Annotated in this window: 22 protein-coding genes; 5 read left to right on the top strand and 17 right to left on the bottom strand. The window is 73.9% G+C overall.

Features of this window, described 5'->3' with window-relative positions:
• A complete protein-coding gene (locus HDA43_RS24600) occupies nucleotides 1-1,092 on the top strand; it encodes an ROK family protein (RefSeq protein ID WP_179825547.1) in 1,092 nt (363 codons plus the stop codon).
• Nucleotides 1,093-1,288: 196 nt separating this feature from the next.
• Here HDA43_RS24600 and HDA43_RS24595 read toward each other — a convergent pair whose 3' ends face one another.
• The 10 genes from HDA43_RS24595 to hppD form a co-directional block, all read right to left on the bottom strand.
• Nucleotides 1,289-1,702 (bottom strand): type II toxin-antitoxin system VapC family toxin, encoded by a 414-nt coding sequence (locus HDA43_RS24595; RefSeq protein ID WP_179825545.1) that lies wholly within the window; start codon nucleotides 1,700-1,702, stop codon nucleotides 1,289-1,291.
• On the bottom strand, nucleotides 1,699-1,947 hold the full coding sequence (locus HDA43_RS24590; protein WP_179825537.1) for a hypothetical protein: 249 nt from the start codon (nucleotides 1,945-1,947) through the stop codon (nucleotides 1,699-1,701). The genes HDA43_RS24595 and HDA43_RS24590 overlap by 4 nt, the downstream gene beginning before the upstream one ends.
• A gap of 79 nt (nucleotides 1,948-2,026) precedes the next feature.
• The gene (locus tag HDA43_RS24585; protein ID WP_179825535.1) at nucleotides 2,027-3,205 is read right to left on the bottom strand and encodes an ABC transporter permease; all 1,179 of its coding nucleotides are present in this window, start codon (nucleotides 3,203-3,205) and stop codon (nucleotides 2,027-2,029) included.
• A 132-nt stretch (nucleotides 3,206-3,337) separates the two neighbouring features.
• Nucleotides 3,338-4,009, bottom strand: a complete 672-nt coding sequence (locus tag HDA43_RS24580; protein WP_179825533.1) for an ABC transporter ATP-binding protein — start codon at nucleotides 4,007-4,009, stop codon at nucleotides 3,338-3,340.
• The gene (locus HDA43_RS24575) at nucleotides 4,002-5,750 is read right to left on the bottom strand and encodes a peptidoglycan-binding protein (RefSeq protein ID WP_312873519.1); all 1,749 of its coding nucleotides are present in this window, start codon (nucleotides 5,748-5,750) and stop codon (nucleotides 4,002-4,004) included. The genes HDA43_RS24580 and HDA43_RS24575 overlap by 8 nt, the downstream gene beginning before the upstream one ends.
• Nucleotides 5,751-5,835: 85 nt before the next feature.
• Nucleotides 5,836-6,711 carry a hypothetical protein gene (locus HDA43_RS24570; RefSeq protein ID WP_179825522.1) on the bottom strand — a complete coding sequence of 292 codons (876 nt, stop codon included), beginning with the start codon at nucleotides 6,709-6,711 and terminating at the stop codon, nucleotides 5,836-5,838.
• Nucleotides 6,712-6,857: 146 nt separating this feature from the next.
• Nucleotides 6,858-7,793 (bottom strand): hypothetical protein, encoded by a 936-nt coding sequence (locus tag HDA43_RS24565; RefSeq protein ID WP_179825521.1) that lies wholly within the window; start codon nucleotides 7,791-7,793, stop codon nucleotides 6,858-6,860.
• Nucleotides 7,790-8,131, bottom strand: a complete 342-nt coding sequence (locus HDA43_RS24560) for a PadR family transcriptional regulator (RefSeq protein WP_179825520.1) — start codon at nucleotides 8,129-8,131, stop codon at nucleotides 7,790-7,792. Before HDA43_RS24560 ends, HDA43_RS24565 begins: the two co-directional genes overlap by 4 nt.
• 167 nt (nucleotides 8,132-8,298) lie before the next feature.
• A complete protein-coding gene (locus HDA43_RS24555) occupies nucleotides 8,299-9,774 on the bottom strand; it encodes a M1 family metallopeptidase (protein WP_179825519.1) in 1,476 nt (491 codons plus the stop codon).
• A gap of 270 nt (nucleotides 9,775-10,044) precedes the next feature.
• Nucleotides 10,045-11,154: a 4-hydroxyphenylpyruvate dioxygenase gene (hppD, locus tag HDA43_RS24550; RefSeq protein ID WP_218912396.1), complete on the bottom strand. Its 1,110-nt coding sequence runs from the start codon at nucleotides 11,152-11,154 to the stop codon at nucleotides 10,045-10,047.
• 102 nt (nucleotides 11,155-11,256) lie between these two features.
• Here hppD and HDA43_RS24545 point away from each other — a divergent pair, with 102 nt between their 5' ends.
• Both HDA43_RS24545 and HDA43_RS24540 read left to right on the top strand, forming a co-directional pair.
• On the top strand, nucleotides 11,257-11,736 hold the full coding sequence (locus HDA43_RS24545; protein ID WP_179825517.1) for an Lrp/AsnC family transcriptional regulator: 480 nt from the start codon (nucleotides 11,257-11,259) through the stop codon (nucleotides 11,734-11,736).
• 104 nt (nucleotides 11,737-11,840) lie between these two features.
• A complete protein-coding gene (locus HDA43_RS24540; RefSeq protein WP_179825516.1) occupies nucleotides 11,841-14,036 on the top strand; it encodes a transglycosylase domain-containing protein in 2,196 nt (731 codons plus the stop codon).
• Between the two features lie 102 nt (nucleotides 14,037-14,138).
• Here the strand turns inward: HDA43_RS24540 and HDA43_RS24535 are convergent, their stop codons facing one another.
• The 7 genes from HDA43_RS24535 to HDA43_RS24505 form a co-directional block, all read right to left on the bottom strand.
• A complete protein-coding gene (locus HDA43_RS24535; RefSeq protein ID WP_179825515.1) occupies nucleotides 14,139-16,145 on the bottom strand; it encodes a thioredoxin domain-containing protein in 2,007 nt (668 codons plus the stop codon).
• 121 nt (nucleotides 16,146-16,266) lie between these two features.
• Nucleotides 16,267-17,061, bottom strand: coding sequence for an SDR family NAD(P)-dependent oxidoreductase (locus HDA43_RS24530; protein WP_179825513.1), 795 nt, complete (start codon nucleotides 17,059-17,061; stop codon nucleotides 16,267-16,269).
• A complete protein-coding gene (locus tag HDA43_RS24525) occupies nucleotides 17,061-18,176 on the bottom strand; it encodes a ketopantoate reductase family protein (RefSeq protein ID WP_179825511.1) in 1,116 nt (371 codons plus the stop codon). The genes HDA43_RS24530 and HDA43_RS24525 overlap by 1 nt, the downstream gene beginning before the upstream one ends.
• Nucleotides 18,173-19,444 carry an amidohydrolase gene (locus HDA43_RS24520; protein WP_179825509.1) on the bottom strand — a complete coding sequence of 424 codons (1,272 nt, stop codon included), beginning with the start codon at nucleotides 19,442-19,444 and terminating at the stop codon, nucleotides 18,173-18,175. The genes HDA43_RS24525 and HDA43_RS24520 overlap by 4 nt, the downstream gene beginning before the upstream one ends.
• Nucleotides 19,441-20,628 carry an amidohydrolase gene (locus HDA43_RS24515; RefSeq protein WP_218912395.1) on the bottom strand — a complete coding sequence of 396 codons (1,188 nt, stop codon included), beginning with the start codon at nucleotides 20,626-20,628 and terminating at the stop codon, nucleotides 19,441-19,443. The genes HDA43_RS24520 and HDA43_RS24515 overlap by 4 nt, the downstream gene beginning before the upstream one ends.
• A 98-nt stretch (nucleotides 20,629-20,726) precedes the next feature.
• Nucleotides 20,727-21,779, bottom strand: a complete 1,053-nt coding sequence (locus HDA43_RS24510) for a dipeptidase (RefSeq protein ID WP_179825507.1) — start codon at nucleotides 21,777-21,779, stop codon at nucleotides 20,727-20,729.
• Nucleotides 21,776-23,086, bottom strand: coding sequence for an MFS transporter (locus HDA43_RS24505; RefSeq protein WP_179825505.1), 1,311 nt, complete (start codon nucleotides 23,084-23,086; stop codon nucleotides 21,776-21,778). The genes HDA43_RS24510 and HDA43_RS24505 overlap by 4 nt, the downstream gene beginning before the upstream one ends.
• A gap of 139 nt (nucleotides 23,087-23,225) precedes the next feature.
• Between HDA43_RS24505 and HDA43_RS24500 the strand changes: the two genes are divergently transcribed.
• Complete coding sequence (locus HDA43_RS24500) at nucleotides 23,226-24,224, top strand: Lrp/AsnC family transcriptional regulator (RefSeq protein ID WP_179825503.1); 999 nt, start codon at nucleotides 23,226-23,228, stop codon at nucleotides 24,222-24,224.
• Between the two features lie 111 nt (nucleotides 24,225-24,335).
• Nucleotides 24,336-25,484 carry a hypothetical protein gene (locus HDA43_RS24495; protein WP_179825501.1) on the top strand — a complete coding sequence of 383 codons (1,149 nt, stop codon included), beginning with the start codon at nucleotides 24,336-24,338 and terminating at the stop codon, nucleotides 25,482-25,484.
• The last annotated feature ends 45 nt before the right edge of the window (nucleotides 25,485-25,529 follow it).

The raw sequence follows: 25,529 nt of genomic DNA, 5'->3' as shown, positions 1-25,529 counted from the left end.
ATGCCCCAGTCGGTGCTCGCCGTGGACGTCGGGGGGACGAAGTTCGCCGTCGCCCTCGTGGACCCCACCGGAAACGTCCAGGAGGCCCGCCGGGTCGCGACGCCGCCCGGCGGTGACGCGGCGGCCCTGTGGGAGACGCTCGTCGACCTCATCGGCTCCGTGCTGCGTACGGCGGGCCGCGACGACCTCGGGAGCGGCATGGTCGCCGGGGTCGGGGTGGGCTGCGGCGGCCCGATGACCTGGCCCGAGGGCGAGGTCTCGCCGCTGAACATGCCCGGGTGGCGCGGTTTCCCGCTGCGGGCCCGGCTCGCCTCGCGGTTCCCCGGGGTCCCGGTGCGCGTCCACAACGACGCGGTCTGCCTGGCCGTCGCCGAGCACTGGCGCGGCGCGGGCCGGGGCAGCGCCGACATGCTCGGCATGGTCGTCTCCACGGGTGTGGGCGGCGGGCTGATCCTCGGCGGCCGGCTGATCGACGGCGGTAGCGGCAACGCCGGGCACATCGGGCACGTCGTGGTCGATCCGGACGGACCCGAGTGCCGGTGCGGCGGCCGGGGCTGCCTGGAGGCCGTCGCCCGAGGCCCGGGCCTGGCGGCCTGGGCGGTCGAACAGGGCTGGGTCCCGGGCGCCGTCGAGCGATCCGGGCAGCCGGACGCCGGGCCGGACGTCCCGCCGTACGGCGAGGCGGTCGCGGAACCGGATACCGGCCACGGCACCGGCCCCGGCCAGGCGGAGGAACCGGGCACCGGCCCCGATTACGTGGAGGAGACGGCGGCCAGCGGGCGGCGGCTCGCCCTGGACGCCGCCGCGGGCGACGAGATCGCCCTCGCGGCGCTGGACCGCGCGGGCCGGGCGCTGGGCGTGGCCATCGCCTCCGCGGTGAACCTCTGCGACCTCGACGTGGTCACCGTCGGCGGCGGTCTCTCCCAGGCCGGGCCGCTGCTGTTCGAGCCGCTGCGGGCGGCGCTGCGGGAGCACGCGCGGATGGGCTTCGCCCGGCGGGTCAAGGTCGTCCCGGCCGCCCTGGGCCAGGACGCGGGCCTGGTCGGCGCCGCCGCCCTCGTCCTCGCCGCCGACCGCTACTGGTCCCGCTGAACGGGACCAGCCGACCTTGAGCCGCTCGTCACCGAAGTCGGCTCGGCCGGACGCCACACCCGGGCCTCGTCCTCAAGGTGCCGCACCCCCACCTCGAACCGCTCGGGACCACCCGCCGTCTCGACCGCGCGCTCCAGCTGGCCGCTCTCCCGCCACCTGTGGTGGCCGCTCGTCGCTTTCCCGGGAACGCGGTGACTCATGGGAGCAACCGGAGAGCCTGAACATGGCGGGGGCGTACGACGTTGAAGTGGCGGTGATCCAGGGTCGCCACCGTGGGCAGTCCCAGCCGCTCGGCTATCGCGATCACTGAGGCGTCCACCGCCCCGAGGGGCAGGTTCCTGTAGGTGCGCACCAGTTCGGCGATACGTGTGATGTCTTCTCTCTCAAGAGAGATCAATGTCAGTTCCCCGGCGTCGAGTGAGTCGAGGAACGCGGCTTCCGCCAGGGACCCCCGATGCTTCTCGATCAGCCAGCACACCTCGACCATCACGGGGACCGGAACCAGCAGGGGGCCCGGCGCGGTTTCGAGGAGTTCCGCGCAGCGGAAGTGATGCTTGTCCGCGATGTCCAGGGCGGCCACCAGCGGTCCGGTGTCGAGGAGCGTCGTCACATTGGACGATTCAACCCCTCGCCGAGGATCTCTTCGTGCCGTTCCGCAAGATCTCCGACGCCCGAGTCCATGGTGCCGATGAAAGCCAGGCGGCGGCGCCTGACCGGCGGCTCGCTCTCCGGCCGGTCCGCGATCTCGCCGGACTCCACCAGCCGCAGCGCGACGGCACGCAGCTCTCGCGCCTGGTGAGGCTGAAGCCTGTCCACCAGGGCGTGCAGGTCGTCGTGGTCATGCGCGGCGGTCACATGCCGAGTGTACGTCGCTCGGACCCGTCTGAGCAGCCGATTCGTGTCGTGGATGCCTCCCAGAGAAGGGAGATCCCGTTCATCGCAGGGCGTCCGCCGGTTCCATGCGGGCGGCGCGCAGGGCGGGGTAGAGGCCGGCGAGCAGGCCGACCAGGGCGCCGGCCACGGGCGCGGCCAGGGCGAGGCGCGCGTCGAGGACGGGGGTCCACCGCTGCGCGGCCGAGACGGCGACGACGGAGACCAGGCCGGCTCCGGCGCCGATCACCCCGCCGGTCATCCCGATCAGGGTGGACTCCAGGAGGAACTGGGCGGCGATGTGGCGGCGGGCGGCGCCCAGGGAGCGGCGCAGGCCGATCTCGGAGACGCGCTCCATCACGGTGACCAGGGTGACGTTGGCGATGCCGACCGCGCCGACCACCAGGGAGACCAGGCCGAGGATCGGGAAGAGGCCGTTGACGTCGTCCTGGACGCCGTCTCGGGCGCGTTTGGGGGTGGGCGGCGAGATGACCTGGAGCTCGTCGTGGTGGTTGGGGCTCAGCGCGACGGGGGCCTGGCGGGCGATGAGGTCGGCGGCGCCGAGGGAGGTGTTGACCAGCACGCGGGTGACGTTCCGCAGGCCGAGGCCGACGCCGGTCGTGGGCGGCACGATCACCGCGGTGGACAGGACCTGCTCGCGGCCCAGGCCGCCCAGGACGCCGATCACCGTGTAGGCGCGGTCCTCGATGAAGACGGCGGGGGCGCCCGTCAGGCGGGTGACGCCGAGCATCCGCGCGGCCTGGTCGCCGAGGACGACCACGCGGTCACCGCGCCGCACGTGGCCCGCGTCGAAGAAGCGGCCCTCGACCATGCGGCCGCGGGCGGCCCGCGGCAGCTCGGGGTCGCCGGCCACCACGGCGAGGGTCTGGCCGGTGACCCGGGTGGGATCGACGAGGTCGTTGGCCGTCACCCGGAGGTTGGAGCTCTCCTCGGTCTGGGCGAGGGCGGAGACGGAGGTGACCCCGCGCAGCCGTCGCACCTCGGCGGGGGAGTCCCAGCCGACGAGCGGGCCGCCGGGCCCGGCCGGCACCTCGACCGTGATCGCGGTGGCGGTCAGCTCGTCGAACCGGCCGACGATCTGGTTCCCGGCGGTGGCGGCGACGCCCAGGGTGATCACCAGGGTCGTGATGCCGAGGACGGTGCCCAGCGTGGTCAGCGCGGAGCGGACCGGGCGGGCGAGCACGCCGGCCAGGGCCTCGGCCCACAGGTCGCGGATGTCCATGGTCTCCTCTCACGGGGTACGGCCGGGCGCGCGGTACGCGACGGACGGACAGGGGGCGGTGCGCGGACGCGGGGGAACGCGAGCAAGCGGGGCGCGGCGGGGAGGCGGCATGCGGGCCGCGTGGCCGTACGGTCACTCCTCGGTGAGGACGCCGTCGCTGATGCGGACGCGGCGGCCGGCGCGGGCGCTCACCTCGTCCTCGTGGGTGATCACCAGGAGGGTGAGGCCGTGGGCGTGCAGGCCGTCGAACAGGTCGAGCACCGCCTCGGTGTTGCCGCTGTCGAGGTTGCCGGTGGGCTCGTCGCACAGCAGGAGGGCGGGCTCGCCCATCAGCGCGCGGGCGATCGCCACCCGCTGCCGCTCGCCCCCGGACAGCCGCCCGGGCGGGAAGTCCACCCGGTGCGACATGCCGACCAGTTCCAGCGCCTCCAGCGCCCGCCGCCGCCGGTGCCGGCGCGGGTGCCCGCCGTAGACCTCGGCGAGCATGACGTTCTCCGCGACGGTCCGGTGCGGCAGCAGGTGGAACGACTGGTAGACGAAGCCGATCTCGCGTCCCCGCAGTCTCGTCCGCGCGCCGTCCCCGAGGACGGTCGTCTCGGTGCCGTTCAGCAGGTAGGAGCCGGAGGTGGGCCGGTCCAGCAGGCCGAGCGTGTTCAGCAGGGTGGACTTGCCCGACCCCGAGGGGCCCACGATGGCCACGTAGTCGCCCCGCCGGACCCGCAGCCCGATGTCGCGGAGCGCCCGCACGGGCGGGTCGGTGGGGAACACCCGGCTGACGGCGTCCAGGACGATGACGTCAGGCATCGCTCACCACCACCCGGTCGCCCTCCTTCAGCGTGCCGGGCCGTACGGGTGTCACCTCGACGTCGCCGTCGGCGGCCAGGCCGGTCCTGACCTCCACGTCGGCGACCCGGTCGCCGCCCCCGGGCAGCGCGACCCGGACCCTCGCGCGGCCGTCGGCCGAGGTGACGACGGCGGCGACCGGCACGGTGAGCACCGCGCCGCCGGTCGCGCCGACGGAGATCCTGGCGGTGACCGGTGTGCCGACCGCGTCCCGCAGGCCCTTGGCCGTCGTCGGGGTGAGCAGGACCGGCACGGACCCCGCCGCGTCACCGAAGGGGCTCGTCGCCTTCTTCTCGCCGGAGCCGCCGTCCGTTCCCGCGTCCGCGGGTTCGGCGTCCTTGCCGGTGGCGGTCAGCACCGCCGGGAACGTCGCGCCGTCGGCGGTCTCCAGGACCGCCTTCAGGCCCTTGCGCAGCAGCTTGGCCTCGTCCCGGTCCACCGAGCCGGTCACCGCGAAGGACGAACTGGTCACGGTGGCGACCTTGCCCTCGACGGCGTCCCCGGGCCGGACGGCGGCTTCGTCCAGCCGGGCGGGCAGCGCGGGCAGGAAGACGATCTCCCCGGGCGGGACGCTGACGCCGTAGGTCTTCAGGTACTCGGCCAGGACCGCCTTGGCGCCCGCCACGTCCCGGCGGCCGTTGGCGACCTTCAGCCGGAGCGGGGAGAGCCGCCGGGCCCGGCGCAGCGCCTGGTCGGCGGTGGCGACGGCGTCCTCGGCGGCGCGCACCTCCTTGGTCAGCCCGGCGAGGCGGGTGGTCTTGCCCGCCCGGGCCTCGTCGTCGAAGGCGGCCAGCGTCTCCTGGGCGGCCCGCAGGTTCTCCCGGGCGCCTGCGGCCTTGGCCTCAAGGAGCGTCCTGTCGTCCCCGGGCTTGGCGGCGGCGAGCGCCTGGGCGGCGGTCAGGACCTCCTCCTCGGCCTGCCGCACGGCCCTGGTCAGCTCGGTGAGGCGGGTGGCCTCCTCGGGGCTGAGGTCGCGCGCCTTCTCCGCGGCCAGCGCGTTCCGCGCGGCCCGCAGGTCCTCACGGGCGTTGGCCAGCTTGACCGTCAGGGGTTTGACGTCGCGCCCGGTGTCGAGGGCCTCCCTGTCGGTGAGCAGGTCCTCCTCGGCGGTCCGCACGGCCTGCCGGAGGGTCTCCAGCTCCCGGCGGGCGGCGAGGTCCGGTTCCTGCGCCCGGTAGCCGCGCGCGGCGTACCAGCGGCGTACGGCGGCGGCCGTGGCGGAGTCGAAGACGCCCGTGGACGGCGGGCGGCACCCGAGGCGCCGCAGCGCCGCCTGGAGCTGGCGGACGTCGGCGCCGCCGGTGCCCGGCGCCATCGTGCGGTGCATGGGTACCTTGCCGCGCAGGGCGAACACCGGGCGGCCGTTGACCTCCAGCAGCACCGACCCCTCCTTGACCGTCCCCGGGCGCGGGGCGCGGGTGACCCGCTGGGCCCCGCCGCCGGCGGCGGCTCCGGCGGCGTCGGTCCCTCCGGCGCCGCCGACCACGCCGGCGAGGGTCACCGGCAGCGGCGAGCCGTACGCCAGGGTGCCGCTGACGGCGATGGCGCTGGTCAGCTTCTTCCTCGCGACGGGGGAGGTGACCAGGGACGGCCTGGGCGGCCGGCGCAGCGCGGCCTCGTCGGCGGGGGAGCGCAGCCGCGTGCCGACGGCCCAGCCCGTGCCGGCGACCAGGACGACCCCGGCCAGGACACCGCCCAGCACGCGGCGCCTGTTCCTCACCATCGGAGCCGCCGGAGCCGCCGGACCGTCCGGGGGCCGGAGTCCGCCCGGCGCGCGGGGAGCCGCCTCACCACTGGATCACCCTGAGGCCGAACTCGTCGTAGGCCTTCATCATCTTGTTGCCCGCGGAGTAGGCGGGGTAGAAGTCCCGGCCGCACTCCAGGTCGTCGAGCGCCGCCTTGATCTCCCTGTCCAGGTACGGCCGGGCCTGCGCGGCCGTCAGCTTCGGCTGGTACTCGGCCCCGTCGACGGGGTCCTCGGCCTGCTGGCGGCCGAGCCGGTTCAGCTCCGCCTTCAGCTCCGCGCCGCCGGCCTCGATGATCTTCGTGGGCCGGAGTGAGGCGACCTTGTAGCCCTTGGCCCGGAGGCACCCGCCGTACTTCCGTGCCAGCTCGATGAGCTCGGGGTCGCCGTCCGTCTCGCGGTCCGCCTGCTCCAGACGGCGGTTGAGCTGGTCGTAGTAGTCCTGCTCGCTGGTCACGGTCTTGCCGGTGAACTTCTTGATCGCCGCGTTGCGGCAGTCCACGTCGGCCTCGTCCCAGGCGGCGAGCTGGGTATCCGACAGGGAGTTCTTGATCGGCTGGTTGGCGGTGTTGTCGTAGATCTCGTACTGGGCGGCGGCCGGGTCGTCCGGGTAGACGAACTCGGCGAAGTACGTGAACCCGTACTTCTGCCGGAACCGTTTCATCGTCTCGTAGTCGCCGGCGTCGAGCTTGCGCTTCTCGTCACCGACCCGCTTGGGCGGCGGGACATTCATGTTGTACTTGAAGCCCTTGCGCTTCATGCAGTCGGCGCGGTCGGACTCCATCTGGCGGATCCTGTTCTGCATCGCGTCGGCGGGTGAGGGCGTGGCCGCGGCCTGCGTCGCGGCCGGCCCGCCGCAGCCGGTCAGCGCGGCCAGGGCCAGGCCGATCGCGGGCACGACGAAGAGAACTCGTGGCATGGTGACCTCGTTTCGGCACGCGGGCGGGCCGCGGGTGCGGTGGCCGCTCGCGGTGGGTGAGGGTTTCGGGGAGGGCCGCGGAGGCTCGCGGGGAGCACGCGGGTAAGAACCGGCCGGGCCCCTGGGGGGCGGAGCCGGGAGGATCGCTAGAGGGCGGGGTGCCGCCTCGCCCGGTACGGCGCGGCCGCGGCGAGCGCGGTGGCGAGGAGCAGCGCGGCCAGGTGGGCGATGTCGGGTTCGGAGTGGACGCCGAGGTTCTCGGCGTGGACGACGCAGACGGGGACGAGATGGACGGCGGCCGCCACGGCCCAGCGCGGGTCGCGCGCCACGTGGCCGGCTCGGGCCGCGAACAGCAGGAGCCCGAGCTCCAGCCCGGTCCTGACCACGTCGAGGGCGTCGCCGCCGCGGCCGAAGTCGAGCCCGGCCGGGTCGGCGCCGGCCAGCAACGGGACCACCGGCAGCCAGAGCCACGAGCGCCTGCCGAGCCGGTGCCGGTGGGCGGCCAGCACCAGCAGGCCCAGGACGGCCAGGCCGTAGCCGGCCATCGGCGCCACCGGGCCGCCGCCGCCGTAGAGGGCTCCGGTGTGCCAGACGGGAGGGGCGTCCACGGGCAGCAGGGTCGGATCCAGCCAGGGTCGTCCCAGCGTGATCGCGAACACCTTCGACGCGACGAGCGCCACGACCGGGAGGGCGAGCCGTACCCGCCCGCGGATGACGAGCAGCAGGGCCAGCGCCGACAGGCCCGTCCAGATCGGCACCGACGCCGTGTACGGCACCAGCGTCGCGAGCTGGACGGCGCACAGCGCGGTCACCCCGAGGTGCAGGCCGTCGAGCCAGGCCGGCCGGTCCGACGCCGCCGCGACGATCCTGGCCCGCAGCCCGCCGGAGACCAGCGCCCGCGCCTCGCGGAGCGGGGGCAGCGCGCGTCCCGGCTCGGCCGTGTCGAGCAGGGTGGCGATGATCTCGCCGCCGTGCTCGACACGGTAGCGGCGGGGGTAGCACAGCAGCAGCCGCCGGTAGCGGCGCTCCAGGGAGGTCCCGCCCGCCCCCGTGGCGGCGGGCCGCTCCAGGGCCGCGGTCACGCGAAGGCCGATCCGGGACGGAGGAGCCGCCCGGTCACCACCGACGCCGCCTGCTGCATGCGCAGCGCCTCGGCGGAGACGACGTCGTGCCCGTGGTCGGTGAGCCGGAAGTATCTCCGGGGCCGGCCGTCGACGACCTCCTCGCGGTCCACGGCGATCAGGCCGTTCGCCGCCAGCCGGTCGAGCGCGCCGTACAGCGTGCCGACCGGCAGCTTCACCCGGCTCTCGGAGAGGTCGAGCGTCCGCTTGATGATCCCGTGGCCGTGCAGCGGGCCGTCGAGCAGCGAGGCGAGGATGAAGTAGGTCGCCTCACTGACCGCTGGTGATCCTTTAGCCATGCGGGAGACCATACTTCGCGCGGCGAAGTATGGTCAACTCGGGCATCCGACGTGGAGACGGGCGCGTCCGGGCAGGCGTCCGGTCGCCGGTCGCCGGTCGCGGGGAGGCGGGACGCGGCCGGGCCCGCGCGGGCGGCGGTCCCGGGGCGCGGGCGGGCGTCCCGGCGTCAGGCGGCGGGTCTGGCCGGCTTGAACAGCCAGGCGTCGAAGAGCGCGTCGAGCTGCCTGCCGGAGATCCGTTCCGCCAGGGCGACGAACTCCTCGGTCGTCACGTAGCCGTAGCGGTGCTCGGTGGTCCAGGTCCGCAGGACCTTGAAGAACGCCGCGTCGCCGATGCGCCGCCGCAGCGCGTGCAGCGCCATCCCGCCGCGCCGGTAGACGGAGTCGTTGAACAGGTCCTGCGGCTGCGCGCGGCCGGGGGGATACTTCCAGATCGCGTCGCCCGCGGGGTGCGCGTCGTAGGTGGCGCGGAAGGACTGCTCGGCGGGGACGCCGTTGTGCTCCCTCCACAGCCACTCGGCGTACGTCGCGAAGCCCTCGTTGAGCCACAGGTCCTTCCACCGCCGGATGCTCAGGCTGTCGCCGAACCACTGGTGGGCCAGCTCGTGGGCGACGGTGTCGTCGTCGGGGACGAACCCGCCGTACATGGGCTTGGTCTGGTTCTCCAGGGCGTAGCCCGCGGAGAAGTCGTCGATCACGCCGCCGGTGGAGGAGAACGGGTAGGGGCCGAACACCGTGCTCCAGTAGTCGGTGATCTGCCCCGACTGGGTGTACAGCCTGCCCAGGGAGTCGCGGTAGCGGGGGTCGACCGCCGCGAGGTTCGCGATCCCGGAGGCCGTCCTGCCCTGGCGCAGCTCGAACCGGCCCAGCGTCATGGTGGCGAGGTAGCTCGCCATGGGGTGGCTCTCACGCCAGCGGAAGGTCGTCCTGCCGCCGGTCGTCACCGGGGCGCCGACCATCTCGCCGTTGGCCAGCGCGGTCAGCCCGGCCGGGACGGTGATCTCGAAGTCGTAGCGGGCCTTGTCGGCCGGGTGGTCGTTGCCGGGGAACCAGGTCTTGGCGCCGTTGGGCTCACTGGTGACGAAGGCGCCGTCGCGGGTCGGGATGAACCCGTAGGTGCCGAGGTTGGAGGAGCCGGTGATCGGCTTGGGCTCGCCGTCGTAGGAGACCACGACGGTGAAGCGGTCCGCGTCGGAGACGGGCGTCGCGGGGGTCACGGTCAGCTCGGTGCCGGCCCGGGTGAACGCCGCGGGCCGCCCGTCCACGGTGACCCTGGCGACGCGGAAGCCCGACAGGTCGAGGTTGAACGCGTCCAGTCCCTGGGTGGCCTTCGCCGTGATCGTGGCCACGCCCGCCAGGCGCCGGGAGGGCGGGTCGTAGCCGATCCGCAGGCCGTAGTGCTCGACGTCGTAGCCGCCGTTGCCGTCGGTGGGGAAGTCGGGGTCGCCGATCCCGGGGGCCCCGAGCCGCCCCTGACGCGGGGCGTCGTGCCGGGGGGCCGGGACGCCGTCGGCGGCGACGGAGGCCGCGGGGGCCGTCGCCCCCTTCGACGCCGTGCACGCGGTCGCGCCGACCCCGCCGAAGGCGGCGAGCGTGCTGAGAAACGTGGCGGTTGCCCCGATGGCCAGTCGACCGGACGTCATGCCCGTGAGTCCCCCTTCCGGGCCCGGACCGCGCCGGGCACCGCACGCAGACTACGTGACGGGCGGGTGCTACCCACGGTAATGGGGTGCGGGCCCGGGGTGTCCGTGGGGTTGTGTCGCGGATGGCCTGTTCGTGCCGCGGCCTCCGGACAGCCCGGGGCGCGGACCGGAAGGGGATCTTCGGGCTTCGGGGGAACGCGGCCCTTCCGGGGGGAGGGGAACGCGGCCCTTCCGGGCCGCGGAGCGCCCGGAAGGGCCGCGCGGGCGGCGTCAGAGGTTGCCGCGGCGGTCCTGCTCGCGCTCGATCGCCTCGAAGAGCGCCTTGAAGTTGCCCTTGCCGAAGCCGAGCGAGCCGTGCCGCTCGATCAGCTCGAAGAACACCGTCGGGCGGTCCTGCACCGGCTTGGTGAAGATCTGCAGCAGGTAGCCGTCCTCGTCGCGGTCGACCAGGATCTTGCGCTTCTTCAGCTCCTCGATCGGGGCGCGGACCTCGCCGATGCGGGCGCGCAGCTCCGGGTCGTCGTAGTAGGAGTCGGGCGTGTCGAGGAAATCGACGCCGGCGGCCCGCATGTGGTCCACGGCGCTGAGGATGTCGTTGGTGGCCAGCGCGACGTGCTGGACGCCCGGGCCGCCGTAGAACTCCAGGTACTCGTCGATCTGCGACTTCTTCCGGGAGACCGCCGGCTCGTTGAGCGGGAACTTCACCTTGCGGGTGCCGTCCGCGACGACCTTGGACATCAGCGCCGAGTACTCGGTGGCGATGTCGTCGCCGACGAACTCGGCCATGTTGGTGAAGCCCATGACCCGCTTGTAGAACTCCACCCACTCGTCCATCTTGCCGAGCTCGACGTTGCCCACGCAGTGGTCGACGGCCTGGAAGAAGCGGCCGTTCTTCACCGCGGGCGCCGCGACGATCGGCTCGGCGGCGACGAAGCCCGGCAGGTACGGCCCGCTGTAGTTGGACCGGTCGACCAGGGTGTGCCGGGTCTCGCCGTAGGTGGCGATCGCCGCCATCACGACCTTCCCGTGCTCGTCCTCCACCGTGTACGGCTCGGCCAGGCCCTTGGCGCCCTGGGAGATCGCGTAGCTGTAGGCGGCCTCCACGTCGGGGACGTCGATGGCCAGGTCGATGATGCCGTCGCCGTGCTCGGCGACGTGCCGGGACACCCCGGTGCCCGCGCGCACCGCGCCGCGCAGCTCGAACCGGGCGCCGCCGGAGGTCAGGACGTAGGAGACCTCGTCACGGCTGCCGGTTTCGGGCCCCCGGTACGCCACCAACTTCATGCCGAAAGCGCTGGAGTAGTAGTGGGCGGCCTGCTTGGCGTTGCCCACGGCGAAGACCACGGCGTCCATGCCGTTCACAGGAAAGTTGTCCCTCATGCGGCCACTTTCGGATTTCATGGGCTGTGTGCGCAAGAGTTACGTGAATTACTGGACAATATGCCTATTCAGCCTCACGCCTCCAGGGAGTATCTGGACATCATGACGATCGATCAGCTCGACGCCCGGCTCATCGCCCTGCTCACCAGGGAGCCGAGGCTCGGGGTGCTGGAGTGCTCCCGGCGGCTGGGCGTGGCCCGGGGCACCGTGCAGGCCCGCCTCGACCGGCTGTCCGCCCGGGGAGTGATCACCGGGTTCGGGCCCGACGTGTCGCCCGCGGCGCTCGGCTACGACGTCACCGCGTTCGTCACCCTGCAGATCCGCCAGTTCGGCGGGCACGACCCGGTGGTCGACCAGCTCGCCGCCATCCCCGAGGTGCTGGAGGTGCACACGATCACCGGCGGGGACGACATGCTCTGCCGGGTCGTGGCGCGCAGCAATGCGGATCTCCAGCGGGTCATTGACGTGATCGTTGACGTCCGGGGGGTGGTCAGGACCTCCTCGGTGATCGCCTTGGCCACTCCCGTGCCATACCGGGTCCTTCCTTTGGTGGCCGATGTGCCGCGCCAGGTCAAGAGCTAGCCGTACCATCCCAAGCAGGGTTCAGCCACCGTTATGCATCGTTTACCCTTACGGTTCGCGCAGCTGACGGGGGGTCGGCCGCGCCAGGGGATGGGGGTTGCCGCGTGCGAGAGGGCGGGAAGAGAGGGCCGGGACGGCGGTTCCTGCGGCTGGCGCTGATCGCCTTCGGCGTCGTGGTCGTCTTGTCGGTGGGCGTTCTCGGGGTGGTGTGGGCGATGACCCCCATCCCGGACAGCACGCAGCCGAAGGCCACCGCGCAAGGCTCGGTGATCTACTACCGCGACGGTAAGACCGTGCTGGCCAAGCAGGGGGTGAACCGCCGCAGCGTGCCCCTGTCCGAGGTGCCGGAGAGCGTCAGGAACGCCGTCATCGCCGCCGAGAACCGCTCCTTCTATGACGACAAGGGCGTCTCGCTCAAGGGCACCTTCCGCGCCATGTGGTCCACGGTCACCGGCCGGCAGCTCCAGGGCGGCTCGACGATCACCCAGCAGATGGTCCGCAACTACTACAGCGGCCTCAGCCAGGAACGTTCCATAATCCGCAAGCTCAAGGAGGTCATGATCTCCTTGAAGGTCGACCAGTCCAAGCCCAAGGACTGGGTGCTGGAGCAGTACCTCAACACGATCTACTTCGGCCGGGGCGCCGACGGCGTCCAGGCCGCGGCCCAGGCGTACTTCGGCAAGGACGTCGGCAAGCTCGACGTCGCCGAGGGCGCCTACCTCGCCGCGGTGATCCAGCAGCCGTCCCGGTTCGCCGACCCGCACGGCGCCGATCTCGACGCCGCCCGGACGCGCTGGCGGTCGGTGGTCGACGGCATGGTGCAGATCGGCGCGCTGACGCCCCAGCAGGCCGCCACCACCACCTTCCCGACCCTCAAGAAGCCCCGCCCGGTCTTCTCCCTCAAGGGCCAGCAGGGCTACATGCTCGACCAGGTGGCCGCCGAGCTCAAACGCCGGGGATACACCGACGAGGCCGTCAACCAGGGCGGCCTGAAGATCGTCTCGACCTTCGACAAGAACCTCATGGCGGCGGCCGAGCGGGCCGTCACCTCCGTCATGCCCGACGGCTCCGCCAAGAAGGTCAACACCGGCCTGGCCGCCGTCGACCCCGGCACCGGCGAGGTCGTCGCCTTCTACGGCGGGCGCGACTACGACGCCAACAAGTTCGACAACTCCTTCTCCGCCAAGGTGCAGGCCGGCTCGACGTTCAAGGCGTACACGCTGGCCGCCGCGCTGGAGAACGGCCTGGACCTCGGCACGCGGGTGAACGGCAACTCGCCGATGACGGTCGCCTCCGCCCCCGACCACCCCATTCCCAACTCCGGCGGCACCTCCTACGGCCAGATCGACCTCGTCACCGCCACCAGGAACTCGGTGAACACCGCCTTCGTCGACCTCGGGCAGAAGGTCGGCCTGGACAAGGTCGTCAAGGCCGCCAGGGCCGCGGGCATCCCCGCCGAGCAGCTCGCCCCGCACCGCGGCGCGGCCACGCTCCCGCTGGGCGTGGCGTCGGTGAGCGCGGTGCAGAACGCCTCGGGCTTCGCGACGTTCGCCGCGGGCGGCGTCCACCGCGACGCACACGTGATCCGGTCGGTGACCGACGCCACGGGCAAGGTCACGAAGTTCGACGCCAAGGGCAGGCGGGCCTTCGGCGAGCAGACCGCCGCCGACGCCACCTACGCGCTCACCCAGGTCGTCGAGGGCGGCACCGGCTCGGCCGCCCGCCTCTACGACCGGCCGGTGGCCGGCAAGACCGGCACCACCGACGGCTCGGTGTCGGTGTGGTTCGCCGGCTTCACCCCGCAGCTCGCGACCGCGGTGGACATGTTCCGCGACGACCACAAGCCGGTGGTCATCAACGGCGCCGTCCAGTACGGCGGAAGCTACCCCGCGCAGGTCTGGCGGGCCTTCATGGCCGAGGCGATGAAGGGCAAGCCGGTCAAGGAGTTCCCCGAGCCGTCCGACTACGGCTACGACCCCTACGGCTACGACGGCGACTACCCCTCCGGCCCGCCCGACGACGGCTACGGCGACGGCGGCTTCCGCGACGCCCCGGCCACCCCGCCGTTCGACGACGGCGCCTCGTCCCCCGAGCCCGGGGACCAGGGGACCGGCCCCGGGAACGACGGCACCGGTGACGGCCAGGGCGACGGCACGGGCCCGCAGAACGGCCCCCAGGGCCGCGTGGACGACGGCGGCGGCCCCGGCCAGGACTTCGGCGATGGGACCGGCGGCAGCGACCCCCGCACCCAGGACCCCGCCCAGCGGGAGGGACCCGCCCAGCGGCTCCCCGTCGGCTGACCGGGCCGCCGCCCGCCCCGGTCGGCGGCCTCGGCGCGAAACGGTTCACGGCCGCGCGCCGACCCGGCCGGGCGGCCGGTTCCCGGGTCGCGCCGCCGCGGGTCAGGCGGTCAGCTCGGCCCGGAGCGCCTCCGGGGTGGTGACGGGCATCCGGCAGGTGAACCCGCGGCACACGTAGGCCGCCGGGACGCCGTCCACCGGACCCCGCCCTTCCAGGAGGGGGACATCGGCCGCGCCGGGCTCGCCGAGGGCCACGACCATGCCCGGGGCGGGCGACATCAGGGCCGCGCGGTGCAGCGCGGCGGTCGCCGCGTCGCCGGCCGGGCCCACGACCGCGACCTCGACGGGCCCGGAGACGGCCGCCTGGGCCACCGCCAGGCCCCACCCGGCGAACCGGGCGTGCCGGTCGGCCAGGACGCTCACCGTGCCCAGGGCCGCCTCCGCGGCCTCCCGGTGCCGGGCCGAGCCGGTCAGGGCCGCGTACGACAGCAGCGCGCCCGCCGCGGCGAACCATCCCGACGGGGTCGCGTTGTCGGTGGGGTCCTGCGGGCGCTGGAACAGCCGTTCGGCGTCGTCGGCGGTGTCGAAGAACCCGCCGGCGCCGTCGGAGAACCGGTCGAGCGCGCTGTCCAGCAGCGTCCCGGCCAGCCGGAACCAGCGGGTCTCGCCGGTCACGCCGTACAGCGCGAGCAGGCCCTCGGCCAGGTCGGCGTAGTCCTCAAGGACGCCGGCGCCGGTGCCGGCCCGGCCGCCGAGCGACGTGCGCAGCAGCCGGCCGCCGTCGACGTGCACCTCGTCGAGCAGCGTGGCCGCCGCCCGCGCCGCCTCCACCAGGTCGGGCCGGTCGAACAGCGCCCCGGTCTCGGCGAGGGCGGCGATCGCCAGGCCGTTCCAGGCGGCCACCACCTTGTCGTCGCGGCCGGGCCGTACCCGCACGGACCGGGCGGCCAGCAGGGCGGCGCGGACCCGGGCGAACCGCTCGGGGTCGTCGGGGTCCTCCGGAAGCTGCAGCACCGAGGTGCCGTGTTCGAACGTGCCGGTCACCTCGAACAGCGAGACGGCCCAGGCGCCGTCGTCCTCACCCAGGACCTCGACGATCTCCTCGGGCGTCCAGACGTAGAACTTCCCCTCCACGCCCTCGCTGTCGGCGTCCAGTGCCGAGGCGAAGCCGCCCTCGGGGGTGCGCATCTCGGCCAGCAGCCAGTCGGCGGTCTCCAGCGCCACCCGCCGGGCGAGCACCGACCCGGTGGAGCGCCACCAGTGCGTGTAGACCCGCAGCAGCAGGGCGTTGTCGTAGAGCATCTTCTCGAAGTGCGGCACCACCCAGCCGGCGTCCACGCTGTAGCGGGCGAAACCGCCGCGGAGCTGGTCGTAGATGCCGCCCCGCGCCATCGCCTCCAGGGTCCGCTCAGCCATGGCCGTCGCCTCGCCCACGGCGCTCCGGTCGCCCTCCGGGGCCGCCGCGGACGGGGAGGCGGCGGCGTAGCGCAGCAGGAACTCCAGGACCATCGACGGCGGGAACTTCGGCGCCCCGCCGAACCCGCCGCGGTCGGGGTCGAAGGACCGCCGCAGGCTCCGTACGGCCCGGTCCAGCGTGTCGCGGTCCGGCACCGGGCCCGACGGCAGCGCCGCCTGCTCGTTCAGCGCCTGGACGATCTTCGAGCCCTGGTCCAGCACCGCCTCGCGGTCGCGGGCCCAGGCATTCGCCACCCCGGTCAGCAGCCGCTGGAAGTGGGGCCGCGGGAAGTACGTGCCCGCGTAGAAGGGGTGCCCGTCCGGCGTGGCGAAGACCGTCATCGGCCACCCGCCCTGACCGGTCATGGCCTGGGTCGCGGTCATGTAGACCGCGTCCACGTCCGGGCGTTCCTCCCGGTCGACCTTGACGTTGACGAAGTGCTCGTTCATCAGCGCGGCGGTGCCCTCGTCCTCGAAGGACTCGTGCGCCATGACGTGGCACCAGTGGCAGGCGGAGTAGCCGACGCTGATCAGCAGGGGCACGCCCCTGCGCCGGGCCTCGTCGAACGCCTCCTGCCCCCAGGGCCGCCATTCGACGGGGTTGTCCGCGTGCTGCAGCAGGTACGGAGAGGTCTCACCGGCGAGCCTGTTCATGAACCCACACTCTCACAGGCCCCTGTGCGACGCCGCGGGCGCGCTCCCGGCGGCGGAGCCCGTACGCGGGCGTGCCGTCACCGGCGGGCCCGGTCCCCGGCACCGAGGAGGAGGCGGCGGGTCACCGTGGTGACTGCACCGAGGTGGGCTCCGTCCAGTGGACCGGCAGCGCGGGGTTGCCCGCCGACGAGCCGCCGTCCACCCGCAGCACCGCGCCGGTGGTCCAGGCGGCCTCGGGTGAGGCGAGGAAGAACACCGCGGCGGCCACGTCGTCCGGCTGCCCGATCCGGCCGAGCGGGTTGCCGGAGACCGCCGCCGCGTACTCCTCGGTGATCGGGTTGACCTCCTGGCTGCTGCCGGCCACGAACCCGGGCGACACGGCGTTCACCCGGATCCCCGCGGCGCCGAGCTCGACCGCGCAGGAGCGGGTGAGCATCTCCAGCGCGGCCTTGGACGTCGAGTAGTGCGCCGCGCCCGGCCTGGCCCGGATCGCCGCGCCCGAGGCCAGGTTCACCACGCTCGCCGGGCGGCCCTCGGCCACGGCCAGCCGGGCCAGCGCCACCGTGGTCAGCATGGGAGCGCGGGTGTTGATGCCCAGCACGTGATCCCACATCGGCGCGGTCATCTCCAGCAGCGGGGTCGCGGGCCAGATGCCCGCCGCGTTCACCAGCACGTCCACCGGGCCGGACCGCCGCCACGCCCGACCGACCACCTCTCCCGCGTCGGGGCCGCTCAGATCCGCCGTGACGGCGTCCGTGGCGACGCCGTGCGCCGCCGCGATCGCGTCGAGCCGCTCGCGCAGCGGCTCCTCCCGGGTGTCCACCCCGGTGATCCGGTCGCCGGCCGCGGCGAACCGCTCGGCGATGGCACCGCCGAGGCCGCCCGCGACTCCGGTGATCAGTACGTGACGTGACATCAGGTGTCCCTTTCCTCGCTGGGGTTCCCGCGGTGAACCTCGCCGGGGTTCCCGCCAAGGGCCGCGCCGGCGTTCCCGCCGGGGGCCGTGCCGGGGTCCCCGCCGAGGACCGCGCGTTCGAGTTCGGCCGGGTTGTCCCGGGACATCGGCCGTCGGCCGGTCTCCAGTTCGCCGATCAGCCGGAGCACGGCCTCGACCCCGGGGCACCTCAGGCCGTGGTCCTCGGCCAGGCGCAGCACCGGGCCGTACTGGGCCGGCACCTCGGTCGGGCGGCACCGGACCGCCAGGTCCCGCCAGATGCCGGTCCTGGTCTTCGGCTGCGTGCGCAGCCAGGCGCAGAACCCGGCCAGGGCGGCGCGCGTGAGGTCCGGCGGCGCGTCCTTCGCGAACGCGTCCGCCCGCCAGGCGTCGAACGACTCCGGCGTGACCCCCTGCGCCGCGGCGACCGCGTAGACCTCCCGGGCCAGCGCGACGGTGAGCCCGGGATGCCGCTCGATGGTGTCGGCGACCGGGTCGTCGCTGGTCGCGCTGGCCGCGGCGACCGCGCCGTAGGCGAGCTTCGACCACAGGAAGCCGGCGACGTTCCCGCTCGCCACCGCCGGGCCCCACGCCTGCAGGTCCGCGACGAACCGCCGCACCCGCGGGCTGACCGTGCCGTCGAGCTCGCCGACCACCAGCGCGCCGGGCCCGCCGTCGGCGATCACGCCCGGCTCGACCAGGTCGGCGAACAGGTTCACGAAGGCGGAGACGGTCCGCCGGGCCCCCACTGCCGCGGCGATCTCCGGTTCGCACAGGCCGTTCTGCAGGCTCACCACGAACCCGTCCCCGGCCAGCCTGGGGGCGATCCACCGCGCGGCCGTCGCGGTGGCGTTCGCCTTCACCGCGAGCAGCACGTCGCGCAGCGGTTCCGTCACCTCGTCCGGGGTGCGGGCCGGTATCCGCATGTTCCGCTCGGTGCCGTCGGCGCGGCGGATGGTCAGGCCCCGTTCCCGCACCGCCGCCACCTGCGCGGCGTCGGAGTCGACGATGAGCACCCGATGACCGGCTCCGGCCAGGTGGAAGGCGATCGTGCCGCCGATGGCCCCGCCGCCGACGACGGTGTAGGTCCCGCTCACCACTGTCCTCCCCGTACGGCACGCTCCAGCCAGGCCACCGCCACCGGCAGCACCTCCTCGTCCACGTCGAACCGTGGGGAGTGGGGAGGGCCGGGGCCGTCCGACCCGACGATGGCGTATCCCGCCACGCCCCCCGACTCCTGTACGGCCCGCATCAGCAGGCTCGCGTCGTCGCTCGCGCCGAGCGGATGGGTGGCGCGCACCTCGGCCAGCCCCTCGGCGGCGGAGGCCAGCGCCGCCGCGACCGCCGGGTCGGTCGTGGCCGCGGTGGCGTGCCCGGTGCGGGTCAGCTCGACGTCGACCTCGTGCATCGCCGCGGCCGCGCGCACCACGATCTCGGCGCGCCGCGCCAGCTCGTCCGCGACGCCGGCCGAGTCCGCGCGCGTCTCGTACGCCAACTCGGCCTCGCCGGCGATCACGTTGGCCGCGACCCCGCCCCGCAGCCGCCCGACGTTGATCCGCGTGGTCGCTCCGGCGAAGCGGGGCAGCGCGTGCAGGTTCAGCGTGGCCGTCGCGGCGGCGAGGAGCGCGTTGCGCCCCTGCTCCGGAGCCTTGGCGGCGTGCGCCTCGCGGCCGGTGAACCTGGCCAGGTGCTTCGACGTGGCGATCAGCTCGGTGGCCGCCGGGGCGAACCGCCCGCTGGGCAGGCCGAACCCGAGGTGGACGGCGAGCAGCACGTCCACGTCCGCGCAGACGCCCGCCGCCACCATGGGCTGGGCGCCGCGCACCCCCTCCTCGGCGGGCTGGAACAGCAGCCGCACGGTGCCGGGGAAGTCGCGCGTGGACAGGGCCGCGGCCAGGGCGAGGCCGATCGCGACGTGTCCGTCGTGACCGCAGGCGTGCATCACGCCCGGATGCCGGGAGGCGAAACCCCGCCGGATCGGCGGGTGGTCGCCGGCGGACGCCTCGGTGATCGGCAGCGCGTCCATGTCGAAGCGCAGCGCGACCCTCGGTCCCGGCCGGTCGCCGCGCAGGTCGGCGACCACGGCGGTGCAGCCGCCGGAGAACCGGGTCACCAGGTCCTCCGGCACGCCCTCGGCCGCCGCGCGACCGGCCGCGTGTTCCAGCACCGCCGCTTCCGGCAGGCCGGGCAGCCCGGTCGCGTCGAACACCTCCCGCCCGGAGCGGACGTCCCAGCCGAGGTCGCGCAGCGCGGTGTCCACTCTGGCGGCGGTGCGGATCTCGGTGAAACCGAGTTCGGGGTGGGCGTGCAGGTCACGGCGTACGGCGACCACGTCGGTCACGTCGCGGGGCCACGGGCGCGTCATGACGGCAGGTCCGGGCCGCTGGTGGCGAACTCCGCCCGCGCGGCGTCGAACAGCTCGGGGTCGGCGAGCAGGTCGGCTCCGGCGCAGGCCAGCGCGGTGGCCATCCGCAGCATGGCCTGCTGCGCCCGGGGCAGGGCGACCGCCTCGGTCATGGCGGCGGAGTGGGTCGGCGTGCCCGTGTCCATCACCTGGAGGTAGGGGTGGACGGTCGGCAGCACCAGGCTGACGTTGCCGATGTCGGAGGAGCCCGTGCCGCCGCGCAGCACCGGCTGTTCGACGGGCACGCCCTGGCGGCGCAGGTGCCCGGCGACCAGTCCGGCGATCACGTGGTTGTTCTTGCGTTCGGCGTAGCCGAGTCCACGGCTGATCCGGACCGTGGTCCCGGTCGCGGTGGCGGCGGCGGTGGCGACCGCCTCGACCCGGCCGACGATGTCGTCCACGACGTCACCGGTGAGGGCCCTGACCATGAACTCGGCGCGGGTGTAGGCGGGCACCACGTTGGGCGCGTCGCCGCCGTGCGTGATGATCCCGTGCAGGCGGCTGGTCTCCGGCACGAACTGGCGCAGCGCGTCCACCCCGGTGAAGAACTGGATCATCGCGGCCAGCGCGCTGCGCCCGTCCTGGGCGCTGGCGGCGGCGTGCGCGGCCACGCCGTGGAACTCCAGCACGAGCTGGCGGGTGGCGGTGGCGTGCCGGATCGGCATCGTCGTGTCGCCGGGATGGAACATCAGCGCGGCGTCCACGCCTTCGAACACGCCGGCCTCCAGCAGCAGCACCTTGCCGCCCGCGCCCTCCTCGCCCGGCGTGCCGATGCAGGACACCGTGCCGGGCAGCTCCGGGGCGGCGCGGCGCAGCGCGATCGCCGCGCCGGCCCCGCCGGCCGCGATCAGGTTGTGTCCGCACCCGTGCCCGATGCCGGGCAGCGCGTCGTACTCGCAGAGGAAGGCGAGCACCGGCGACCCGGCGCCCGCGGTGCCCCGGAACGCGGTGGGCAGGCCGCCCACCCCCTCCTCCACCGCGAAGTCCGCGCGCAGCAGGTCGGTCAGCCGCCCGGCCGCGTACTTCTCGTTCATCGCCAGTTCGGGGTGGGCGTGCAGGTCCAGGCTCAGACCGATCAGGTCGTCCGACAGTCCGCGGATCTCTTCCGCGATCCGCTCGTGGATCTCGGCGGCGGCGCCGCTCACAGGGATCTCCTTCGTCGTGTGGTGGGTCGGCCGTACGGCGGGTCGGCCGTCGCACGGGGAGAGCGGGCCGTACGGCGGGCCGGTCGTCGTACGGCGGGTCAGCGCAGCACCGCGTCGAGCACGCGCCGGGCGTTGCCGCCGAGGATCTTGGCGATGTCGGCGTCGGTCCAGCCGTGCCGTACCAGCCAGCCGGCGGCGTTGCGCGGCGCCTCCGCGGGGTTCTCCATGCCGGAGACGTACCCGGGCAGCGCGAGCCCCTCGTGGCCGGGCACCGGTTGCGGCGCCCATCCGGCGGCCGCGTACAGGGCGGTGTGGTCGCCGAAGAAGGTGTCCGGGCCCAGGCCGACGTGGTCCACGCCGACGAGTTCCGCGATGTACTCGACGTGCGCCATCACCGCGTCCAGGTCGTGCTCGGGATTGCCCTTCACCCTGGTGGAGCCCGGCGCGGCCTCCACGCCGACGACACCCGAGGTGTCGGCGACCGCGCGCAGCACGTCGTCCGGCTTCATCCGCGGGCTCGGCCACAGCGCCCGCGCGCCGGCGTGGCTGATCACCACCGGCGCCTCGCCGGCCGCGGCGGCCTCGACGCTGGTGCGGTCGCCGACGTGGGACAGGTCGACCAGCATGCCGAGCCGGTTCATCTCGGTCACCGCCCGCCGGCCGAGCGGGGTGAGGCCGCCGTCGACCGGCTGCCCGAGCCCGCCGCCGAGCGGGTTGCCCGCGTTGTAGACCAGGCCGGCGGAGCGGATCCCGGCCTCGTACAGGGCGGTGATGCCGTCCAGGTCGGTGCCGATGCTGCCCAGGTCCTCCAGGGCCGGCAGGATCACGGGCCCGTCGGCGGTGGCGGCTAGGCCGTCGCGCATCCGGCGGGCCCAGCGCAGCAGCCGTTCCTGGTCGGGTTCGGCCAGCGAGCTGGCCAGCACCACGTCCAGTCCGGAACGCTCCAGGCCCGCGTGGCCCAGGTGCTCGGTTCCGCTCTCGCCGTACTCCGCCCAGCTCTCAGGGGTGAGCGGGTCGGGCAGCCGGACCGGGTGGTCGTGCAGCGAGACCACCGTTCCGGACAGCAGCCGGTCGACCCGCTCACGCTGCCGGTCGTCGAGATCGAGCGGGTACGGCGGCAGCCGGTCCACGTCCGCGGCGAGGGGGATCATGCGCGCATCTCCACGTCGTGCGTGTCCACGCCCCTGGTCTCCCGCATGAAGTAGAAGAACACGCCCGTGACCAGCGCGCAGACGCTGACGTAGAGCGGCACGGCCCAGAGGTTGCCGCGGGCGCCGAAGAACTGCATCACGCTGGGCGCGGTGCCGCCGAAGATCGCGTTCGAGATGGCGTAGGGCAGGGCGATGCCGATGGTGCGGACCTGCGGCGGGAACAGCTCGGCGAAGACCGTCGCGAGGTTCGAGTGGTTGAGGGACAGGAACGCCATGCCGACCAGCGACACGAACAGCACGCTGCCGAAGCCGGGGCCCAGCATGGACAGCAGGGGGAACGGCAGGATCACGAACGCCGCCGCGTACACCAGCATCGTCGGCCGGCGTCCGAACCGGTCGGACAGCAGCGCCGCGAACGGCAGGATCACCACGAAGAAGGCGAGCGCGAGGGTGTTGGCCAGCTGCGCGTCCGCCTTGTCGGCGTTCTGGGTGAGCACCGCGTACGTGGGCAGGTAGGTCAGCCACATGTAGGTGATCACCGAACCGGCGATGGAGATGCCGAACACGAACCACGCGCCGCGCCGGTGACCCGCGGCCATGGTGCCCAGCGGGCGCTGCTCCCGCCGCCCGCTCTGCTCCAGCAGGCGGAACGCCTCCGGCTCGGCGAGGCGCCGCCGGATGTACATGCCGACCAGGCCGATCACCGCGCCGAGGGCGAACGGGACCCGCCAGCCCCAGGAGGACATGGCGTCGTCGTCGAGGACCCGGGTGAGCACGGTGGCGCTCAGTGACGCGCACAGGATGCCCAGCACCACCGAGACCTGCTGGAAGGACCCGGCGAAGGCGCGGCGCCCCGGCTTGGCCCATTCGACGAGGAACGAGGCGGACGTGCCGAACTCCCCGCCGGTGGAGAATCCCTGCAGCAGCCGGCCGGCGATCAGGATCGCCGGGGCGAGCCAGCCCACCGCGTCGTAGGTGGGGGCCAGCGCGATGAGCAGGCTGCCCCCGGCCATCAGCAGGATGGTGAGGGTCATGCCGTGCCGGCGTCCGTGCCGGTCCGCGTAGATGCCGAGCACCGTCGCGCCGACCGGCCGCATGAAGAAGCTGATCGCGAACACCAGCAGCGTCGACAGGGTGGCGGTGGTGCCGCCGCCGGGGAAGAACTGGTCGGCGAAGTACGCCGCGAAGAACCCGTACACCGACCAGTCGAACCATTCGACGAAGTTGCCGATGGTGCCGCCTACCAGTGCGTTCGCGGTGCCACCCGTGGTCCGGGCCCCGGAAGCGGCCGTGGTGGAGGAGGACATGTGCGACTCCACGGAATAAATAGGGAGGGGGGTGATGATGCATCACATAGTGCGACTCCCATACGCTAAACAGCAATGTTCATGCTTGATTTGCAGGAATACGTCAGTTTTCGCCCCGTAGATGATGGATGTCGTTGCCATGGATGAGGTGGACCTCCGGGTCATCGCCGCCCTGATCGCCGATCCGCGGGCGAGCTGGCCCGCGATCGCCAGGGCGGTGAACGTCTCCGAGGCCACGGTGTCCCGGCGCGCGACCCGCATCCTGTCCTCGGGACGGGTCCACGTCGCGGCGACCCTCGACGTGCTGGCCACCGGCCGCGGCGTGCCCGTGTTCGTGCGGGTGCGGTGCGAGCCGCGCAGGACGGTGTCGGTGGCCAACGCGCTCACCGGCTGGCCGAGCGTGCGGTTCGTCTCCCTGGTCTCCGGGGCGGCCGACTGCCTGGTCGAACTGGTGGCCGCCGACCGCAACGACCTGCTCGACCTCACCCTGCTGCGGCTGCCGGAGCTGGACGGGGTCATCGGCAGCAGCTCCGAGATCGTCCTGCGCCGCTTCACCACCGGGGTGGGCTGGGACCCGGGCCTGCTGGACCCCGCGGCGGTGACGGCCCTGCGCGCGGGCCGGCTCGACCGCTGGGACCGGGCGCACCCCACCGAACTCGTGCCGCCGCTGTCCGACGTGGATGAGTTGCTGGTCGCGGCCCTCGCCGAGGACGGCCGGATGCGCTGGCGGGACCTCGCGGCCCGGGTGGGGACCATGGAGAGCACCGCGCGCCGGCGGGTGGAGAACCTGTGCAGGTCCGGTGCGCTGAGGCTGCGCACGATCGTCGAGCCGGAGACGCTGGGGCTGCCGGTGACGGCGTTCCTGTGGCTGCGGGTGGATCCGCACCGGGTCGACGCGGTGGCCGAGGAGCTGGCGCGGCATCCGGCGGTGCTGCTCCTGTGCGCGACGGCCGGCGAGCACACCATCTGTGGGGAGGTGGCGGTGGCGGAGTACTCAGATCTGCACAGGTTCCTCACCGGGACCCTCGGCGCCATCCCCGGGATCCGCGACGTGGACGTGACGATGGGCCTGCAGACCCTGAAACGGGCCTCGATCGTCAGCCCGTGGTTCCCCCAGGCGGCCCCCGCGCCGTTCTGACCGTCCAGGGCCGTCCGCGCAGGGGGCGCGGAGCCGTCGTACGGGGCGGCGCGCCGCCGGGAGCGGGGGAAAGGTGTGTTCGGGTGGGTTCGGGGCGTAGGCTCGTTGAGCGTGGATCTCGACTTCGTCCGCGTGCACGCCGGAAGGCCGGTCGCGGAGCTGACCCGGCGTGACGTGGTGCGCGCGTTGCTCGCCGTGCCCTCCGGCGTGGCGCTGGTGGCCCTTCCCGACCTGCGCCGGGCGATGGAACGGGCCGGGAACCCGCTGACCCCGCCCTTCTGGGAGTCGGCCCGAACGGCGCTGGGGGCGATCGAGTCGGGCAACGCGACCGTGGGCGACGTGCAGCGCTGGCTGGAGTCCACCGGCACCGAGCCGCTGCTGCTGACCCGGACCATGTTCGTCTGGCCCGAGGAGGACGAGCGCGGGCCGGTCGCCGAGGAGATGTTCCACCGGCTGGTCGCCCACCTGGAGCGGCGGGTCGCCGCGGGCGAGGTCGATCCGGACGCCCTCGCGCTGGGCGACGAGACGGCCAGGGCCTCCTACGAGGAGATCCAGGAGCGCTGGCTCGGCACCCCGCTGCCCGACGGGCGGGTGCCCAGGGACGCGGTGAGCGACGAGCAGGACGAGGAGCTGTCGGCCGCCTGGCACGAGGAGGAGGCGTTCGCCCTCGGCGAGCTGCGGCGCATCATGGCGGAGCTGCCCGAGACCGAGCGTCCCGAAGAGGCGCTGCGGGCGGCGAGCACCCGGCTGCGCGAGCTGATGACCGCCCCCGGCTACCCGGGCAACGTGCTGCGGGCCTGCGCCGGCTACGAGGGCGGCCCGCTGCCGGCCGACGACGAGGAGCTGTGGCTGACGGTCGCGGCGGGGATCGCCGGGCCGATCTCGGACCTGCCGGAGGAGGACGACATCGCCGAGGCGTTCGCCGACCTGGAGGAGGAGCTGAGCTCCGAGGACTCCGTGCTGGCGGCGCTGTGCGCGATCGACCACGCGGACTGGCTGGCGGTGGTGGCCGCGCTGGCCAGGCGCGGCCCGGGGGTGCTGGCCTCGCCGGAGCGGATAGCCCGGCTCATCGCGGAGTCGGAGGACATCGACGTCCGGATGGACGAGCCGGAGGATCTGGAGTCGGCCGAGGCGCTGTTCGGGTCGGTCACGCCGCTGTGGGCCTGCCTCGGGATCGTCGACCGGAGCGAGGTGCTCACCCCGCTGGGCCACTGGGGTCTGCCCAGGGCCCTGGAACGGGCCTGGACGGAGACGGGCTGAGCCGTACGGCCTGAGCCGTACGGCGGGACCCCGCGGCGGGCGCGG

The organism is Streptosporangium sandarakinum (genome assembly GCF_013409935.1).
In the GTDB taxonomy this organism is placed as follows: Bacteria; Actinomycetota; Actinomycetes; order Streptosporangiales; family Streptosporangiaceae; genus Streptosporangium; species Streptosporangium nondiastaticum.
Note: the sequence above shows the minus strand (reverse complement) of the source record. Positions and strands in the feature narration are given on the sequence as shown.